The sequence below is a fragment of the Paramagnetospirillum magnetotacticum MS-1 genome (genome assembly GCF_000829825.1).
GTDB lineage: Bacteria > Pseudomonadota > Alphaproteobacteria > Rhodospirillales > Magnetospirillaceae > Phaeospirillum > Phaeospirillum magnetotacticum.
Genome location: NZ_JXSL01000020.1, coordinates 324269 through 343324, shown reverse-complemented (window position 1 = coordinate 343324; position 19056 = coordinate 324269). Strand labels below are relative to the sequence as shown.

Annotated in this window: 13 protein-coding genes; 8 read left to right on the top strand and 5 right to left on the bottom strand. The window is 64.7% G+C overall.

What is annotated here, in order from left to right; all coding sequences use genetic code 11:
• The first annotated feature begins 154 nt into the window (after positions 1–154).
• From CCC_RS04050 to CCC_RS04020, 7 genes are all read left to right on the top strand, one after another.
• A complete protein-coding gene (locus CCC_RS04050; RefSeq protein ID WP_009869841.1) occupies positions 155–1840 on the top strand; it encodes a methyl-accepting chemotaxis protein in 1686 nt (561 codons plus the stop codon).
• A 294-nt stretch (positions 1841–2134) separates the two neighbouring features.
• Positions 2135–2614 (top strand): 4Fe-4S dicluster domain-containing protein, encoded by a 480-nt coding sequence (locus tag CCC_RS04045; protein ID WP_009869842.1) that lies wholly within the window; start codon positions 2135–2137, stop codon positions 2612–2614.
• Positions 2615–2630: 16 nt separating this feature from the next.
• Positions 2631–4481, top strand: coding sequence for an aldehyde ferredoxin oxidoreductase family protein (locus CCC_RS04040; protein WP_009869843.1), 1851 nt, complete (start codon positions 2631–2633; stop codon positions 4479–4481).
• A 60-nt stretch (positions 4482–4541) separates the two neighbouring features.
• Complete coding sequence (locus tag CCC_RS04035; protein ID WP_009869844.1) at positions 4542–5807, top strand: NAD(P)/FAD-dependent oxidoreductase; 1266 nt, start codon at positions 4542–4544, stop codon at positions 5805–5807.
• 69 nt (positions 5808–5876) lie between these two features.
• Positions 5877–7127: an NAD(P)/FAD-dependent oxidoreductase gene (locus CCC_RS04030; protein ID WP_009869845.1), complete on the top strand. Its 1251-nt coding sequence runs from the start codon at positions 5877–5879 to the stop codon at positions 7125–7127.
• 12 nt (positions 7128–7139) lie between these two features.
• Positions 7140–7385, top strand: coding sequence for a sulfur carrier protein ThiS (gene thiS, locus CCC_RS04025; RefSeq protein WP_236686307.1), 246 nt, complete (start codon positions 7140–7142; stop codon positions 7383–7385).
• Positions 7382–7654, top strand: coding sequence for a hypothetical protein (locus CCC_RS04020; protein WP_009869847.1), 273 nt, complete (start codon positions 7382–7384; stop codon positions 7652–7654). The genes thiS and CCC_RS04020 overlap by 4 nt, the downstream gene beginning before the upstream one ends.
• Before the next feature lie 24 nt (positions 7655–7678).
• On the opposite strand, the gene CCC_RS04015 is transcribed toward CCC_RS04020, so the two are convergent.
• Both CCC_RS04015 and CCC_RS04010 read right to left on the bottom strand, forming a co-directional pair.
• On the bottom strand, positions 7679–8371 hold the full coding sequence (locus tag CCC_RS04015) for a GntR family transcriptional regulator (RefSeq protein WP_152619684.1): 693 nt from the start codon (positions 8369–8371) through the stop codon (positions 7679–7681).
• Positions 8372–8527: 156 nt separating this feature from the next.
• Positions 8528–10264 (bottom strand): tetratricopeptide repeat protein, encoded by a 1737-nt coding sequence (locus CCC_RS04010; RefSeq protein WP_041039858.1) that lies wholly within the window; start codon positions 10262–10264, stop codon positions 8528–8530.
• 150 nt (positions 10265–10414) lie between these two features.
• Between CCC_RS04010 and CCC_RS04005 the strand changes: the two genes are divergently transcribed.
• Positions 10415–11956 (top strand): TolC family outer membrane protein, encoded by a 1542-nt coding sequence (locus CCC_RS04005; RefSeq protein ID WP_041040063.1) that lies wholly within the window; start codon positions 10415–10417, stop codon positions 11954–11956.
• 111 nt (positions 11957–12067) lie between these two features.
• Here the strand turns inward: CCC_RS04005 and CCC_RS04000 are convergent, their stop codons facing one another.
• The 3 genes from CCC_RS04000 to glgX form a co-directional block, all read right to left on the bottom strand.
• Positions 12068–14524: a glycogen/starch/alpha-glucan phosphorylase gene (locus CCC_RS04000; RefSeq protein WP_009869851.1), complete on the bottom strand. Its 2457-nt coding sequence runs from the start codon at positions 14522–14524 to the stop codon at positions 12068–12070.
• A gap of 113 nt (positions 14525–14637) precedes the next feature.
• The gene (gene malQ / locus CCC_RS03995; RefSeq protein ID WP_041039855.1) at positions 14638–16827 is read right to left on the bottom strand and encodes a 4-alpha-glucanotransferase; all 2190 of its coding nucleotides are present in this window, start codon (positions 16825–16827) and stop codon (positions 14638–14640) included.
• A complete protein-coding gene (glgX, locus tag CCC_RS03990) occupies positions 16824–19019 on the bottom strand; it encodes a glycogen debranching protein GlgX (protein ID WP_009869854.1) in 2196 nt (731 codons plus the stop codon). Before glgX ends, malQ begins: the two co-directional genes overlap by 4 nt.
• Positions 19020–19056 lie beyond the last annotated feature (37 nt).

Sequence of the window (19056 nt, the reverse complement as noted above, 5' to 3'; positions counted from 1 at the left end):
ATCAGATCAAGGCCCGCACATGTCTGCGGGCCTTTTTCTACTTTGCATCACATTTTGCAACACAGGGTCGCATTTCATTGACTAGCGTTGCAGTGCACCATCGTGATACTTATACGTAGTGTTGCGGACAACAACTAATTTGGGGGGGATCACCATGTTCGGCCACCGTATCGCTACTCTGGGAATCGTCCCCAAAATCATGGCCCTGGCCGTGTCGGGCGTTCTTCTGCTGGGCCTGAGCGTCACCCTGCTTAGCCGGTCGCTGCTGCACGCCAGCGCCGCCGACACCGCGCGCGAGCGGGTCGAGACCAATATGAAAGTGGCCTGGGACGTTCTGAAGTCCAAGGGAACGGTTTTCACCGTGGCCGATGGCAAGATCCTGGCGGGCGACCACGTGCTGAACGGCAATTTCGAGGTGGTGGACAAGGTCAAGGCTCTGGTCGGCGGCTCGGCCACGGTCTTCATGGGCGATACCCGCGTCACCACCAATGTGATCAAGCCCGATGGCAACCGGGCGGTGGGCACCCAATTGGCCAAGACCGCCGCCTATGAGTCGGTCTTCACCCGCAAGGCGCCCTTCCGTGGCGAGGTGGAAATCCTGGGCGAGCCCTATATGACCGCCTACGACCCCATCTTGGACAGCGCGGGCAATGTCATCGGCGTGCTGTATGTGGGAATCAAGAAGGCCGATTTCCTGACCGCCGCCGAACGGACGCTGCAGTTGATGGTGGGGGTTACCGTTGTGGTGGGCGCGCTCACCATCCTGGTCAGCTGGACCATCGCCAAGCGCAACCTGGCTGCGCCGCTCAAGCGCAGCATCTCCGCCATGCGCGATCTGGCCGACGGCAATCTCGAAGTGGAGATTCCCCATACCGAGCGCAAGGACGAGATCGGCGAGATGATTCGGGCGTTGGAAATCTTCAAGGGGAACGGCCAGGCCCGCCACCGTCTCGAAGCGGCCCAGGCCGCCGAGCAGGCGGCCCGCAACCGCCGCCAGGAATCCATCGAGCGCCTGACCGCCGACTTCAACGCCAGCGTCTTCGCGGTGCTGAAGGGCGTCACGGATTCGGCCCATCATCTGCGCGATTCCGCCCAGTCCATGACCTCGGTGGCCGAGGACACGTCGCGCCAGTCCACTGTGGTGGCCGCCGCCGCCGAGCAGGCCTCGGTCAATGTGGAGACCGTGGCCGCCGCAGCCGAGCAACTGGCCGCCTCGGAACACGAGATCGCCCGCCAGGTCGCCAATTCCAGCGAAATCTCGCACCGGGCCTCCGAGGAGGCCGAGCGGGTCAACGACATCGTCTTGTCCCTGTCCGAAGCCACCAGCCGCATCGGTCAGGTGGTGACCCTGATCAACGACATCGCCGCCCAGACCAATCTTCTGGCCTTGAACGCCACCATCGAGGCGGCCAGGGCCGGTGAGGCCGGAAAAGGCTTCGCCGTGGTCGCCAACGAGGTGAAGCATCTGGCCACCCAGACGGCGCGGGCGACGGAAGACATCGTCATCCAGATCAACTCGGTCCAGGCCGTGACCCGCGATGCCGTCAGCGCCATCGGCGGCATCGGCCACACCATTTCCAGCATTTCGGAAAGCGCCGCGGCCATCGCCTCGGCGGTGGAAGAGCAGACCGCCGCCACCGCCGAGATCGCCCGCAATGTCCAGGAAGCCTCAAGCGGAACCCGCGAGGTCACCTCCTCCATCACCCTGGTCAACCAGGGGGCGGCCACCACTGGCAGCGCGGCGCATCAGTTGTTGGGCACCGCCGACGAACTGTCGCAGCAATCCGAGCAACTGGCTTCGGAAGTCTCTGGCTTCCTGGCCGCCATCAAGGCGGCCTGACCATCGCGGAAGAGGCGCCGCCAAAGGCCGTGCGGCGCCCCAGATACACGCAACGCGCTAATATGTTAATTTGCGCGTTTTTTACGGAACCTCCCTGAAGCTTCCGTAAAAGCCGCGTTATACCTTTCGTCAATACCCCTCGCACGCCCCATGTGATAAGTTATCTCCGGTTGTAAATAATGGGAAACGGCAGGGGCACCCAGGCTCGGCGGCATGCGCTTGCCAGGGATCGTCGGCCTGCCCCAATCCTACCGCGCGCTCCGACCGGGGCGCGCCCCGGAGGGGAGTCCTGGGATGCAGAAATCATTGCTGATTCAGCCCGCCAAGTGCACCGGCTGCCGCCAGTGCGAGATGGCGTGTTCGTTCGAGAAGGACAAAAGCTTCAATCCGTCCAAGTCACGCATCCGCGTCTTCGACATCCATTCCGAGGCCCGCTTCGTCCCCTATACCTGCACCCAATGCGCCCAGGCCTGGTGCCTGCAGGCCTGTCCGGTGGACGCCATCAAGATCGACGGCGGCACCAAGGCCAAGGTGGTGAACGACAATATCTGCGTGGGCTGCAAGGTCTGCACCATCGCATGCCCCTTCGGCACCATCAATTACGTGGCCGACAGCGGCAAGGTGGCCAAGTGCGACCTGTGCGGCGGCGATCCCGCCTGCGCCAAGGCCTGCCCCACCGGGGCGATCACCTATGTGGATGCCGAACAGACCGGCTACGACAAGATGCGGCAATGGGCGGTCAAGACCGATACCCAGTCGCACACCCACGCTTGATTGAAGGGGCCACGTCATGAGCTGGACTGGCAAGTTTCTCCGCATCGATCTCACCACGGGCACCGTCAAGACCGAGGACCTGAACCGCGACTGGGCGCGGCAGTATCTGGGGCAACGCGGCTTGGCCACCAAATATTTCGCCGAGGAAGTCGACCCCAAGGTCGATGCCCTGTCGCCCGCCAACAAGATGATCTTCACCACCGGACCGCTGACCGGAACCGCCGCCTCCACCGGTGGACGCTATTCCGTGGTGACCAAGGGGCCGCTGACCAATTGCATCGCCTGTTCCAATTCCGGGGGCTTCTTCGGCAATGAGCTGAAGAATGCCGGGTGGGACATGATCATCGTCGAAGGCAAGTCGCCCAAGCCCGTCTACCTGTCCATCGAGAACGAAACCGTCGAGATCAGGGACGCCGCCGAATACTGGGGCAAGACGGTGTGGGAGACCGAGAATGGCCTGAAGGCCAAGCACCAGGACCCCATGCTGCGCGTCGCCACCATCGGCGCAGCCGGGGAAAAGGGCGCGCTCTACGCCTGCATCGTCAATGATCTGCACCGCGCCGCTGGGCGGTCCGGCGTGGGCGCGGTGATGGGCTCCAAGAATCTCAAGGCCATCGCGGTGCGCGGCACCAGGGGTGTGACGGTCAAGGACCCCGAGCGCTTCATCGCAGCCACCATCGAGCACAAGAAGGTCTTGGCCGATAACGCCGTCACCGGCCAGGGACTGCCCAAATACGGCACCCAGGTTCTGATGAACGTCATCAACGAGATCGGGGCCATGCCGACCCGGAACTTCAAGGAGGTCCAGTTCGAGGGCGCCCACAAGATCTCGGCCGAGGCCATGCACGAGCCGCGCCCCACCGACGGCAAGACCAATCTGGCCACCAACGGCGCCTGTTTCGGCTGCACCATCGCCTGCGGCCGCATCTCGCGCATGGACCCTGGCCACTTCTCCATCGCGTCGCGGCCCCAGTACAAGGAACCTTCGGGCGGCGTGGAATACGAGGCGGCCTGGGCCCTGGGCTCGGATTGCGGCGTCGATGACCTCGAGGCCTGCACCTTCGCCAATTTCATGTGCAACGAGCACGGCATCGATCCCATCTCCTTCGGCTCGACCCTGGCGGCGGCCATGGAACTCTATGAGATGGGCGTCATCACGTCGGCCGAGACCGGCGGCATCGAACTGAAGTTCGGCTCGGCCGAGGCCCTGGTGAAGATGGCGGAACTGACCGGCAAGGGCGAGGGTTTCGGCCTGGAACTGGGCATGGGCTCCAAGCGCTTGACCGCCAAATACGGCCACCCCGAGTTGTCCATGTCGGTCAAGGGCCAGGAATTCCCGGCTTACGACCCGCGCGGCATCCAAGGCATGGGCCTGACCTATGCCACGTCCAACCGGGGCGCCTGTCACCTGCGCTCTTATACCGTGGCCTCGGAAGTTCTGGGGATCCCCTTCAAGAGCGATCCCCTGGCCACCGAGGGCAAGGCCGGTCTGGTCAAGGCCTTCCAGGACGCCACGGCGGCTTTCGACGCCTCGGGGGTGTGCATCTTCACCACCTTCGCCTGGAGCCTGGAGAATCTGGCGCCCCAGCTGGACGCCGCTTGCGAGGGCGAGTGGACGCCCGAATACCTCCTCGAAGTGGGCGAGCGCATCTGGACCCTGGAACGCCAGTTCAATCTGGCGGCAGGCATGACGGCGGCGGACGACACCTTGCCCAAACGCCTCATGAAGGACGCGGCCAAGACCGGCCCGGCCAAGGGGCTGACCTCGGGTCTGGACAAGATGCTGCCCGAATACTACCAGCTGCGCGGCTGGACCACGGACGGCATACCCACCGCCGAGACCTTGAAGCGCCTGCATCTGGCCTGAAGCGAAAAGGGACCGCCCCAAACGGGCGGCCCCTCCTTCATTTCTAAGAGGAACGATCCGGTGCATCACCTCATCGTCGGAGCTGGCCCTGCGGGCGTGACGGCCGCGGAAATCATCCGCGAGCTGGAACCCGAGGCTACCATCACCCTGGTGGGTGACGAGCCCGAGCCCCCCTATTCCCGCATGGCCATTCCCTACATGCTGGTCGGCAAGGTGGGCGAGGACGGCACCTATCTGCGCAAGGGCCCCAATCATTACGACCGCCTCGGCATCACCTTGATGCCCGGCAGGCGCATGACCGGCCTGGACCCGGCCGCCAAGCGCATCGCGCTGGATGGCGGCGAGAGCCTGGCCTATGACCGGCTGCTTCTGGCCCTGGGCGCCCGGCCCATGCGCCCGCCCATTGAAGGCCTCGACCTGCCCGGCGTCCATACCTGCTGGACCCTGGCCGATGCCCGCAAGATCGCCGAGGAGGCCATTCCCGGCTCCCATGTGGTGCTGATGGGCGCGGGCTTCGTCGGCACCATCGTGCTCGAAGCCCTGGCGCTGCGTCAGGTCAGCCTCACCGTGGTGGAGATGGGCGACCGCATGGTGCCGCGCATGATGGACGAGGTGGCGGGCGGCATGCTCAAGCGCTGGTGCGAGGCCAAGGGCGTTCGTGTCCTGACCGGCACCGGCATCCGCCGCATCACCCAGGCCGAGAGCGCCGCCGACACCCGCGATAGCCTAGTGGTCGAACTCTCCGACGGCGCCACCCTGCCTGCCCATCTGGTGGTGGTTTCGGCGGGCGTTCGCTCCAACACCGAAGCGGTGGCCGCCTCGGGCATCGCTTTGGGCAACGGCATTCTGGTGGACGACCACATGCGCACCAGTCTGCCCCACGTCTTTGCCGCTGGCGACGTGGCCCAGGGCCGCGACTTCATGAGCGGTGAGGCCCATGTCCACGCCATCCAGATCACGGCGGCCGCCCATGGCCGCATCGCCGCCTATAACATGACCGGCAATGATCAGGCCTATCACGGCTCGCTCAACATGAATGTGCTGGACACGCTGGGGCTGATCACCTGCTCCTTCGGGTCCTGGCAGGGCAATGGCGGCCATTGCGCCCGTCTGGTGGACGAGGCGGGATTCCGCTATCTCCGCCTGGAATTCGACGGGACCAGTGATGTGGTGATCGGCGCCCAGGCGGTGGGCACCACCGACCATGTGGGCGCGCTGCGCGGCCTGATCCAGTCCAAGCGCCGCCTGGGTCCGGCGGTCAAAGAGCAGATGATGGCCGATCCGACCCGCTTCATGAACGGATTCGTCCAGACGCTGCATCGTTAAGACCGGCGCAAGCCGGTTAGGCCCAAGGGGCCGCGCGCCTTATGGCGCGGAAGGAAAGGGGGAAACGCCATGGCTCGTCGCTACGTCGTCGTCGGAGGCGGTCCGGCCGGAGTGGTCTGCGCCGAAACCCTGCGCCGACAGGATGCGGAAGGCTCCATCACCCTGGTCTGTGCCGAGCCCGGCCCGCCCTATTCCCGCATGGCCATCCCCTATGCCATGTCGGGCAAGATCGATGAATCCGGCACCTGGCTGCGCAAGGATTGGGGGCACTACGAAGCCTTGGGCATCGCCTTGCTGCACGACCGGGTGACCGGGGTTGATTCCGGCGCCCGTCAGGTGCGTCTGGAAAGCGGCGCACCGCTTTCCTATGACGCCCTGTTGATCGCCACCGGCTCGTCACCGGCCCGGCCGCGCGTTCCCGGACTGGATCTGCCGGGGGTTCATTCGTGCTGGACCCTGGAAGATCTGCGGCGCATCGACCCGTTGTTGAAGCCCGGACGCCGGGTTCTGCTGCTGGGCGCGGGCTTCGTGTCTTGCATCATCTTGCAATCCCTGGTGCAGCGCGGCGCCAAGGTGACGGTCAGTTGCGGTTCCTCGGGCCGCATGGTGCGCTCCATGATGGACGAGACGGCGGGCGGCATGATCATGCGCTGGTGCCGGGCCAAGGGCGTCGAGGTTCTGACCGCCGGACGGCCCACCGCCATCGAGCAGCGGGACTCCGGCCTGCTGGTGACGCTGGATTCGGGCAAGAGCGCCGAGGCCGATCTGGTTATCGTCGGCACCGGGGTGAAGACCAATACCGCTTTCCTCGAAGGGAGCGGCATCGCGATCGAAGACGGCATTATCGTCGACCAGTATCTGGGCACCAATGTGCCGGGCATCTGGGCGGCAGGCGACGTGGCCCAGGGCTTCAACTGCTGCACCGGCCTCACCGAAGTGCACGCCATCCAGCCCACGGCGGTCGAGCATGGGCGTGTCGCCGCCATGAATATGAGCGGCCACCCGACGCCTTTCGGCGGGTCGCTGTCCATGAACACGCTGGAGACGCTGGGCCTGATCTCGTGTTCCTTCGGCCAGTGGATGGGGGCGGAGGGCGGAAAACAGGTGCGCATGGTAGACGAGGAGCATTTCCGCTATCTTCGCCTGGAATTCCAGGGCGACCGTCTGGTGGGAGCCAATACGGTGGGCATGACCAACGAGATCGGCATCATCCGCGGCCTAATCCAGACCAAGCTGCGGCTGGGCGAGTGGCTGGAGCGCCTCACGCAAGATCCGTCGCGCCTTGCCGAGGCCTATGTGGCCTGTGCGCAGGGAGTCTAGGGTTTGGCCAAGGTGACGCTGAAACTGTTCGCCCTACTGGGCCGTCATCTGCCGCCCGGTTCCGTGGCCAATGCCACCGAGGTGGACATGGCCGAGGAGAGTGATATCGGCGCCCTGATCGCCCACTTTGGCCTGTCGGACAAGGATTGCCATCTGGTGCTGCTCAACGGCGCGTTCGTGCCCCCCGATGCCCGCACCTCCACCCGCCTGTCCCCCGGCGATACGGTCAGCATCTGGCCGCCCATCGGCGGCGGATGAGCATTCGGGCCGAACGCATCTCCTCCATGGGTCTGGAGGAGTTCAGACGCCATATTCCCCTGGCCTTGCGCGGGTTCGACTATCGCTGGATCGACGGGCATTGCCTGGAGGTCGGCGCCATCACCATCACGGTGGAGGAACTGCCGCCGCTCTCCCTCTCGCGCCTGCTGAGCCTGCCCCGTCTGCGCATCGCCTTCACCTTCGGCGAAGGCGACGGCGCGGCGTTTCTGGCCCATTGGGACCGGGCCTTTCAGCGGGGCGGCGGATAAGCCCGGCCCGTCAGGGCCATGGAATCAGGGCAGAACGGCCTGAGGCAACCCTCTCACCGCCTGATCGCGGGCCATCAGCACGAAGGCCCGCATCAAACGCCGGGCAGAGCGGCCGTCGCCCGCGCCCATGGCCCGGACCGCCTCGTCCTGCCCCCGTTCGCCGAAACCGGGCCATTGGTCGGCGGAGGCGCCCAGCATCCGCCAATAGGGCAGCAGGCGGCAGCGGATGGCCCGGCCCGTCTCAGCCAGAAGGCGATTGCCGCATTGGTCGAACAGAACCGTGAAAAGGTCTTGTTCCCCTCCGGTGCCAGCGGGCGCGGCCACATTGCGCCGCCAGTCATGATCGACCCAGATCTTGCGCAGGCTATCCGGACGCGATGCGCTGAGCCCGGCACAGGCGGCGGCGATTTCCGCCAGGGCTTCGAAGAGTTCCAGCATCATGGCGCGTTCAAGCCGCACCACATTGCCTCCACGGTTCTTCTCGAAAATGGCCAGGCCCATGGCGCCCAGATGGCGAAAGGCCTCCCGCACCGGGGTGCGCGAACAGCCCAGCCGTGTCGCGATCTTCACTTCGCACAGCTTCTCGCCGGGACGCAGCCGCCCGGCCACGATGTCGTCGATCAATTGCTGCCGGACCCATTCCGCCGCGGATAATTCCGTCGGATCCTTGGGTCTGCGCGCCCGATTCGTCCCAGTCGTGCTCAATCCGGCCCTCACGCAAAACACGCATTACGCGCCTTAGTCAGCGGCAATAATCAACGCAGCGGATGCGTAAGGACAGATTGCATTCTGAGATTGTATACATCAAGGACTTTACGCGCTAAATACGCAGCAATGCCGAAGACACGGGGGCTTTGGACGGACGCCCCTGGATCAGGGGGATGCGGATTGCGCCACCAGGGCGCGCAGGCTCTGAGCCACACGGGCGATGGGCGCATCCCACCCCCCTTGGGGCTTGCGCCGGAACAGGCGGAAGGCGGGATACCACTCGGAGGTATCGCCCTCCATGCGCCACCGGAAATCCGGCACACTGGGCAGCAGCAGCCATACGGGCTTGCCCAGCGCACCGGCCAGATGGACCACGGCGGTATCGACGGAGATGATCAGGTCCAAGCCGCTCAGCATGGCGGCGGTATCGCAGAAATCGGCGCAGAGATCGGCGGCCTCCACCAGCCGCTCCGCGGGCGGGCGTCCCAGCCGGGGCGCCACGGCGCCGCGTTGCAGCGAATAGAAGCTCACCCCGGAAACATCGAGAATGGGATCGAGCATCCCGGCGGGGATGGAGCGGTTCCAGTCATCGCCATGGGTGGGCCGTCCTGCCCAGGCCAGGCCGACCTTCAGCGTCCCGGCCGGGGCGACGGGCAGGGCCATGCGCACGCCCTTGGGGACCGAGAGATAAGGAATCCCGGCAGGGGCCGCATGACCGGCCAGAACCCCCGGCAGCGACAGCAAGGTCAGGGCCTTGTCGAAGGGCGGCAGAGGCCCGGTCTCTCCCACCACCTCGTCCAGACCCGGCGCGGTCTCCATCAGACGGATCAGTTCCGGCTGGCAGGCCAGCACCACTCGGCTGACGCCGCGTTCCTTCAGCATCGGCACATAGCGAACGAACTGAAGGGTATCGCCATAGCCCTGCTCGGCCTGCAGCAAGAGGGTTCCGCCCGCTGGCAGATCGGGCGGCAAGGCTTCGCCTGTCCACACGCGGTCGCTCAGATAGGGCGGCAGGTTGGGATGGCCGCGCCAACGCCATTCGTATTCCCGCCACCCCTCCTCCATCCGTCCAGAAAGCAGAAGATTGAGGGCGAGATTGGTATGAAACTTTGGGCCTTCGGGATTGATCTGGATGGCGCGGCGATAGGCGGCATCGGCTTCGTCCAGCCGTCCCTGGCGATGCAGGGCATTGCCCAGATTGCTCCAGGTTTCGGCTCCTTTGGCACCCAGGGCCAGGGCCCGCCTGTGGCAGGCCTCCGCCTCCTCGGCCCGCGCGGTGCCGAGCAGGGCATTGCCCAGATTGTCTTGAATGGCCGCAGAATCCGGACGGATGAGCGATGCGGCGCGGATCACGGGAACCGCCTCGTCACGCCTTTCCAGACGTTCCAGCGCCACCCCCATATTGTTCAGCATATCGGCAAGATTGGGCTCGCTCGCCAGGGCCGTGGCGGCGCGATAGGCGCCGATGGCGTCGTCATAGCGCTGATACCCCATCAGCGCCCCGGCCAGGGCGTTGAGGGGACGGGGATCGCGCGGCATCAGGCCCGAAGCGCGGCGCAGGGCATCCACCGCCGCCTGAGCCTGATCGGGCAGGACCGACAGGACCTCGCCCAGATGCATCCAGGCCATTCCCAATCCAGGGTTCAGCTTGACGGCACGCTCCAGGCTGGCACGGGCTTCGGGAAACTGCCTGGTCTTGCTCAGCACCAGACCGAGGGCCGCATGGGCTTCGGCCAGGCCCGGCGCCAGTTCAACGGCCCGTTCGGCGACGGCCTTCGCCCCGTCCAGGGCGCCGAGGCGCACCCGCATCACGGCGAGGCGCGCCAGGACTTCGGCGTCGCCGGGCATACGCTCGGCCAGGCGGGTCAAAAAGCGTTCGTCCTCGACATCCATCCCCGACATGTCACTCACCCAAAATAGATAGACCTTAACGCTTTAGCCGATTCACAAACCCGATGATCCGGTGTATATCAGAGCCGTACATTAGGGGCTAGCTGCGTGCATATCTTGGGGATTTCAAGCATCCTGGACCACAAGCCTAAGCACTGGGCCATGGTCGCAGCCTGTGTGGCTGCGTGCTGGGCGCCTGCTGTGGCTGGCACGCTAGAAGACGAGATGCGCGACCTTGTCGCCAGCCATCCCCAAATTCAGGCAAAGCTGAAGGGCATCAGTTCCGCCGATGAGGGCATTCGTAGCGCCCGTGCCGGCTATATGCCAACGGTCAAGCTGACCGGCGACCAGGGCCACGAATATATCGACAGCCCCGACCGGCGGGCCACCCAGGCCAAGCCCTTTATGGACAAGCGCAATACTGGCGGCCTGACCGTCACCCAGAAGATTTTCGACGGTTTCGCCACTGATTCCACGGTGGACTCGGCCAAGACCTCCCGGCGCATTTCCGAATCCGATCTGCGCGCCACCCGCCAGGCCACCTTGCTGGAAGGCGCCATCGCCTATCTCGACATCATGCGCACCACCAAGCTGGTGGCGCTGTCGCGCGAGAACGAGCGCAAGATCGCCGAGCAGGAGAATCTGGAGGACGAGCGCGTCCGCAAGGGCTCGGGCATCGCCACCGACGTGTTGCAGGCCAAACAGCGCCTGCAGGTGGCCAAGGAACGCCGCGTCAATTACGAGGGCCAGTTCCACGCCGCCGTCGCCAAATACACCCAGGTCTTCGGCCATGCCCCCGATGTGGCCTCCCTGTCCGATCCGCCGCTGCCCTTGGATCTGATCCCTGAGACCCTGGACCAATCGCTGGAAGCCTCCGAGAAGGACAACCCGTCCCTGGAATCGGCCACCGGCGCCATCGACCTTTCGGGCGACAAGCGCAATATCGCCGAGGCTGGCTACTATCCGACCCTCGATCTGGTGGGCAAGGCCGATTACGAGCATGGCAAGAACGCCACGGTCGGCGTGCGCCGCGACTGGTCGCTGATGCTGGTGGCCAGTTGGGAACTGTTCTCCGGCTTCAAGACCGACGCCACCGTCGCCCAGGCCTCCTGGGACCATGGCGCCAGCAAGGACAACCGTTTCCATACCAGCCGCAAGATCGCGGAGCAGACCCGCACCGCTTGGCATAAGTTGCAGACTGCCCGCCAACGCCTGGATCTGCTGGAAAATGCCGCCATCCTGGCCGAGGAAGTGTGGGAAGCCACCAAGAAGAAGCTCGACGCTGGCAAGGCCACCGTCACCGAGGTGCTGGACGAAGCAACCCGCATCAACGACGCCCGGATCAACTATACCGGCGCCTATTACGACATGTATCAGTCGTCCTACGAATTGCTGGCCGCCATGGGCCGCCTGGAAGTGGACAATCTCAGCCGTGCCAAGCCCGCCGTTTCGCTGGACGTCACGCCGCTCAAATCCGTCGAATACACCTATCCCAGGGATCAGGCGCCCAAGCCCCAGATAGCCAAGACCGCTCCGCAGGCCGCCAAACCGGCCCCGACGGTTACCGCGGCCGCTCCGATGCCCTCCAAGGAGCAGGCCGCTCCCAGGGATCAGGCGACCAATGCCGCGGTCATGGAACGGGTCCGCGATCTGGTCGCCACCCAGCAACCCGCCGACAATTCGTCCTTCTGGACCGTCCGCTGATCCCCGTCATCGGATGACATTGTCCGGTAGGCGGGCAAGACGCCCGCGCTCCGGGATGAGAAACGGCCGGTGGAAGCGCGGCCGTCGCGGCCGCATCCCAGGTCCAGACGCCTACAACGCCCCCCAGATTTCCCTGGCATACTCGGCCACCGTGCGGTCGGACGAGAATTTTCCCATGCGCGCCACATTGAGGATGGCCTTGCGCGTCCAGTCCTCGGGATCGCGATAGGTCTGATCCACCCGCTCTTGCGCCGCCATGTAAAGCGGGAAGTCAGCCGACAGCAGATAGTGGTCGCCGCCGGTGGTCAGGATATCCACCAATTGCTGATAGCGATCGGGCTGGTCGGACGAGAAGAATCCGGTGCCGATCATCTCCAGCGCCCAGGACAGGTCGGGATCGGCCTTCACCGCGGCACGGGCGTCGTAGCCATCCACGCGGCGGCGCGCCACATCCTGTGCAGAGAGACCGAACAGGAACATGTTTTCCTCGCCCACCTCTTCGCAGATTTCCACATTGGCGCCGTCCCAGGTGCCGATGGTCAGGGCCCCGTTCATGCTCATCTTCATGTTGCCGGTGCCCGAGGCCTCGGTTCCCGCCGTGGAAATCTGTTCGGACAGATCGGCTGCGGGCATGACCAGTTCGGCGGTCGAGACATTGTAATTGGGGATGAAGATCAGCTTCAGCTTGCCGCCCACCAGGGGATCGTTGTTGATCACCTCGGCCACATCGTTGACCAGCTTGATGATCAGCTTGGCGATGTGATAGCCGGGCGCCGCCTTGCCGCCGATGATCACGGTGCGCGGCACCGGGTGGATCAGCGGATTGGAACGGATGCGGCCATAGCGGGTGATGACGTGCAGCACGTTCAGAAGCTGGCGTTTGTATTCGTGGATACGCTTGACCTGAACGTCGAAGAGGGAGTCCACGTCCACCTCGACGCCGAGGCGCTGAGACAGCATGACGGCCAGGCGCTCCTTGTTGCCCCGCTTCACGGCGGCAAACTGCTTGCGGAAGGCGGGGTCGTCGGCCAGGGGCTCCAGCCTGTGCAGCTTGTCGAGATCGGTGATCCAGCCGTCGCCGATCTGGGAAGTGATCAGCGCGGCCAAGGCCGGATTGGCCGCCAGCAGCCAACGCCTCGGCGTCACGCCGTTGGTCTTGTTGGTGATCTTGCCGGGGCTCAAATGCTCGAAGTCGGAAAAGATGGTGCTTTTCATCAGGCCGGTATGAATGGCCGCGACGCCGTTGACCTTGTGGCTGCCGATCACCGCCAGATGGCCCATGCGCACCCGGCGTTCGTCGCCTTCGGCGATCAGCGAGACACGGCGCAGCAGTTCGGAATCGCCCGGATGGCGATAGCGGACGCCTTGCAGGAATTCGTGATTGAGCGCGAAGACGATTTCCAGATGGCGCGGCAATACCCGCTCAAACAGGTCGATGGACCAGGTTTCCAGCGCCTCGGGCAGCAAGGTGTGGTTGGTATAGGCACAGCAGCCCCGCACCAGATCCCAGGCCTGGGACCACTCGATCTGATGCTCGTCCACCAGGACCCGCATCAGTTCGGCCACCACCAGGGCGGGGTGGGTATCGTTGAGCTGGATGGCCACCTTGTCGGGCAGCCGGTTCCAGTCGGAATGGCTTTTCCTGAAGCGGGCCAGGATGTCCTGGATGGAGGCGGCGACAAAGAAATATTCCTGCTTGAAGCGCAGTTCCTTGCCCCGGTCGGTCATGTCCGAGGGGTAAAGCACCTTGGACAGGGTCTCGGATTCATTCTTGTCGCGAACGGCCTCGATGTAATTGCCGGCGTTGAAGTATTTCAGGTCGAATTCGCGGGTCGACTTGGCCGACCACAGGCGCAGATTGTTGACCACCTTGCCGCCATAGCCGGGAACCGGAACGTCGAAGGCCATGGCCATCACTTCCTCGGCATCCACCCATTGCGACCGGGTATGGCCCAAGACATCGCGGAAATGAATGACGCGCCCACCGAAACGCACGGGGAAGATCACGCCCGGACGCGGGAACTCCCAGGGATTGCCATAGCGCAGCCAGTTTTCCGGGCTTTCCACCTGCCAGCCGTTATCCACATGCTGGGTGAACATGCCGTAATCATAGCGGATGCCGTAACCAAAGCCGGGCACGCCGATGGTCGCCATGGAATCCAGCAGGCAGGCGGCAAGGCGGCCCAGACCGCCATTGCCCAGCGCCGCTTCCACTTCCCAGGCCGCCACTTCGTCGAAATCCTGGCCCAGTTCGGAAATGGCCTGACGCACCGTGTCATAGAGCCCCAGATTGATCAGACTGTTGACCAGGGTGCGGCCGATCAGGAACTCCATGGACAGGTAATAGACCCGTTTGGAATCCTCGCGGTAATAGCGGTTGAGAGTCGGCATCCAGTGTTCGGTGACCCGATCACGCACCGTATGGGCAGCGGCCATGAACCAGTCGCGCGCCGTGGCGTTGATCGGTTCCTTGCCCACCGTGTAGAGCAGATGGCTGCCGATGGCTTCCTTGATGCTTGCCACATCATCGCTCAGCAACCTCACCACCGGAGGCTTCGCCTTTTTCATACCGGGTTTCCCGCCTGTTCCATCCACCGCCATTCCGCCATGAAACAGCGGCGTGGGCAAGGCCGGTCATACCAGGGGAAGGGGCAATCTCCGTGAATCTTATGTCTCAAGCCTCACCGCCCCCCAGCCTTCAGCCCCTCCGCCGTCGACACAATCCGAGCGTCAGCCAGGATAGCGGCGGTCTCGGCTTTGTAGCGCAAACGCCAATTGGGGTGCTGGGTGGTGGTGCCGGGCAGGTTCATCTGAATCTCCTGGCCCAGCACATCTTCCATCTGCACCATCATCAGCTTCGACGCCGAGCGGCCGAGAGTGGCGTGAACCGCCGCCGACAGGGCCACCGCCTGATCATCGGACAGGGCGGGCCCCACCGGGAAATCGACCGCCAGCAGACCCTGGCCCGCCAAGGCCGCAACCATGGCGGCGCGATCGGCGGCGCGTGCGGCGCGCTCTTCCGCCGCCTGCCCCTCACGGGGGTAGAGATCCAGCTTTTCGCGCCGGTCGATATCCTTGGCCGCCCACCAGCCGCGCAAACTGGGCAGATCATGGGTGGCGGCGATGGCCAGGGCCTGGGTGTCGAAGTCTTCCGGCGCGCGGAAGGCCCCGTCCTTGGTCTTCTCGAACACCATGACGCGATAGGCGAAGATGCCCATGCGGTCCATGCGTTCGCGGAAGCCCTCGGGCACGGTGCCCAGATCCTCGCCGATCACCAGGCAGCGGTTGCGGCGGCTTTCCAGCGCCACCAGCCGGAACAGATCCTCGGCGGGATAGCGCACATAGGCGCCCTGGTCGGCGGGCTGGCCGGGCGGCACCCAATACAGCCGGGCCAGACTCATGGCGTGGTCCAGGCGCAGCGCCCCGGCATGGCGCATATTGGCGGCCATCACCTCGATGAAGGGGGCGTAGAAGTTCTCGCGCAGCGTGATGGGATTGAAGGGCACCAGCCCCCAATCCTGGCCCTTCAACGCCAGCGGGTCCGGCGGCGCGCCCACCGAAACGCCCAGCGCCAGGGAATCCTGCTGCGCCCAAGCCTCGGCTCCGTCGCCAGCAATGCCGACAGCCAGATCACGATACAGGCCGATGGCGGCGCCCGCCGCCTTGCCCCTGGCTTGGGCCTCGGCCAATTGCTCGTCGGCGATGAACTGAAGCCACTGGAAGAACTCCACCGTCTCCACATGTTCCAGGACGAAATCGGCCAATGCGGCGGAATCGGGGCGGCGGTATTGCTCCGGCCAGTGCCGCCAATAAGGCGTGCCGTCGCGGGTGAATTGGTCGTGCAGCGCCTCGAACACCGCAAAGCGCTGCCCCGACACGCCCTGCTCGGCCTGAAAGGTGCGGAACGCCTGGCCGCGCGGATTATCGTCTCCCATAGAGGTGCGGCGGAACCAGCGGTACAGCACCTCCAGCATGGGCCGCGACAGGCGCATGACGTCAGGATATTCGATCAGCGCATAGCCGCGCAGCCGCGCCAGGGTCGCCTGATAACCGGGCGAGGCGAACATGCGCCGGGCTTCCAGGCAGTCTTGGAATTCAGGGATGGCCTCCACATCGATATAGGCGATGTTGAGGAAACGCCGCGAAGACGGCGAATAGGGGCTGAAGCGCTCGGGATCGGCGGGAAACAGGGCGTGCAGCGGATTGATGCCCACGCAGGCGGCGCCCAACTTGGCCGCGCCTTCCGCCAGATCACCCAGATTGCCGTAGGTGCCCACCCCCCAGTCGCGCTCGGAGCGCAGGGAATAGATCTGGGTGGCGATGCCCCAGGCCCCCGCCCCGCTTTCCACCTGCTCGGGCACGAAGGCGCTGGGCGGGGTGACGATCATCGCCATCTCGCCCAGGACGCCCTTGGGACCCGACAGGATAAGGCGATGATAGCCGCAGGGCGGAAGCGCGGGCAGATCCAGCCAATGCCGGTGGATCAGATGACCGTCGAGCTGATACTCCTCGCTCCAGCGCAGTTCACCGGGACGGAAGCTGCCCTGATGGCGGATGCCCAGTTCCTCCTCCAGCACCCAGGAATGCACGGCCTCGTCGGCCTCGGCGGGGAGGGTAATGGCGATGGAGGGCGGAGTCCCGTGTTCCTCGGCCAGCATCACCGGCTCGAGAGCCCGGCGCCAGGACCGGCTTTCCAGATCCTTGAGGCTGGCCCAGACCTGCTCGTCACTGTCGGCGGGCAGACCCATGGCGCCCAGGAAAACCCGCTTGGTCTCGGGCGGGACCACCCGCCACTCGCCGAAGAAGTCCCACCAGCCGTCTTCGATCCCCGCCAGACGCGCCAAACGGTCCAGAGCGTCGGTTCCGCTCATTCCACATTCCCTTCAGTTTCATCCTGCGGCACGCCGCCTGGGCTAACGCTTGCGTCGCGCGGCCCGTTACGCAGACCGCCCGAGCGGCGCAAGACCGCCAAAGATCGGCTTCCCAGCGGATAAGTGATGCCCGCCATCCATTGGGTTCCCGCCTGCTTTCCCGCCGGGTCGTTGGTGTCGAGCACCAGTTCCCACGACCGGCCCAGATGGGGCGGTGGCAGAACATAGGGCACCGCCTCGTGATAGGCGTTCAACAGCACCAGGAAGGTGTCGTCCATCTCCTCGCGGCCCGTGAGATTGTCCACGGCGCAGGATTCACCGCCCAGCACAAAGCCCAGCGTGCGGGCGAACGGCGTGGTCCAGTCACCCTGGCCCATCTCGCGCCCCTCAGGCGTGATCCAGACGATGTCCTTTAAGGGAGAATTGGGCAGACGCTTGCCTTCGAAGAAGCGCGGGCGGCGGAACACCGGATGGGATTTACGCAAGCCAATCAGCATCTGGACGAAGGCCAGCAGGTCCTCGTCCACCTGAGACCAGTCAACCCAGCCCAGTTCGTTGTCCTGGCAATAGGCGTTGTTGTTGCCCTTTTGCGAGCGCCCCATCTCGTCGCCGGCCAGCAGCATGGGCACGCCCTGGGACAGCAGCAAGGTGGCCAGCAGATTGCGGCTCTGACGCGCCCGAAGCGCGGTGATTTCGGGGTAGGGCGACGGGCCCTCATGGCCGCAATTCCAGGCGTAATTGGCGTCCGAGCCGTCCTTGTTGGCTTCCAGATTGGCTTCGTTGTGCTTGCGCTCGTAAGTGACCAGATCGGCCAGGGTGAAACCGTCGTGGCAGGTGACGAAGTTCAGGCTGGCCCAGGGCCTGCGCCCGCCCCAGCCAAAAATGTCCGATGAGCCGGTCAGGCGCGAGGCCAGATCGCCGATCACGCCCCCCTCGCCGGTCCAGAAGCGCCGCACCGTGTCGCGGTAACGACCGTTCCACTCGGACCAGCCGGGGGGAAAACGTCCAACGCGATAGCCGTCTCCGCCTAAGTCCCAAGGCTCGGCGATCAGCTTCAGCTTGGACAGAACCGGGTCCTGGCGCACCGCGTCGAGAAAGCCGGATGTATGGTCAAAGCCCCCCTTGCCGCGCACCAGCGACGCCGCCAGATCAAAGCGGAAGCCGTCCACATGCATGTCCTCGGCCCAATAGCGCAAGCTGTCCATCACCATCTGCAGCACGCGGGGATGGGCCAGATTCAGCGTATTGCCGCAACCGGAATAGTTCTCGTACCAGCGCTTGCCGTCGGGTCCCAGGCGGTAATAGCTGAGATTGTCGATGCCCCGGTAAGACAGGGTCGGCCCCAGATGATTGCCCTCGGCGGTGTGGTTGTAGACCACGTCGAGAATCACCTCGATGCCCACATCGTGAAGCCGCGCCACCATGGTCTTGAAATCGCCATGGGGACTGGCCGAGTAGTAGCGCGCATCGGAGGCGAAGAAGCCGATGGAGTTATAGCCCCAGAAATTGCGCATGCCCTTATCTGCCAGATGCTTCTCGTCGATCATGGCGTGGATGGGCAGCAATTGCAGGGTGGTGACGCCTAAGCGCCGCAAATGGTCGATGATTCCCGGCTGGGTCAGGCCCAGGAAGGTGCCGCGCATGCCGTTCGTCACGCCGGGATGCTTCATGCTCATGCCGCGCACATGGGCCTCGTAGACGATGGTCTCGGGCCAGGGAACATTGGGGCGGCGATCATCGCCCCAGGTGAAGGCGGTATCCAGAACCCGGCATTTGGGCATGAAACGGGCGTTATCGCGCTTGTCGGCGATAAGGTCCTGTTTGGGCGTGCCGGGCTTGAAGCCGAAATGGGTGTCCGACCACTCGAAGCTTCCGGCATGGGCCTTGGCATAGGGGTCGAGCAGCAGCTTGTGGGCGTTGAACCGGTGCCCCTCATTGGGGTCGTAGGGGCCGTGGACGCGATAGCCGTAAAGCTGGCCGGGACGGCAATCAGGCAGATAGCCGTGCCAGACCTCGTCGGTATATTCGGGCAAGGTGATGCGCTCGACCTCGCGCAGGCCGCGCCGATCGAACAGGCACAGTTCCACCTTCTCGGCATGGGCCGAGAACAGGGCGAAATTGACCCCGTTGCCATCCCAGGTCGCCCCCAAGGGATTGGCCGAACCGGGAAGAATGCGGCGGCGCGGGCTCATGCGGTCCTCAAACGGATATTGCCCTTCGTTTGTACCG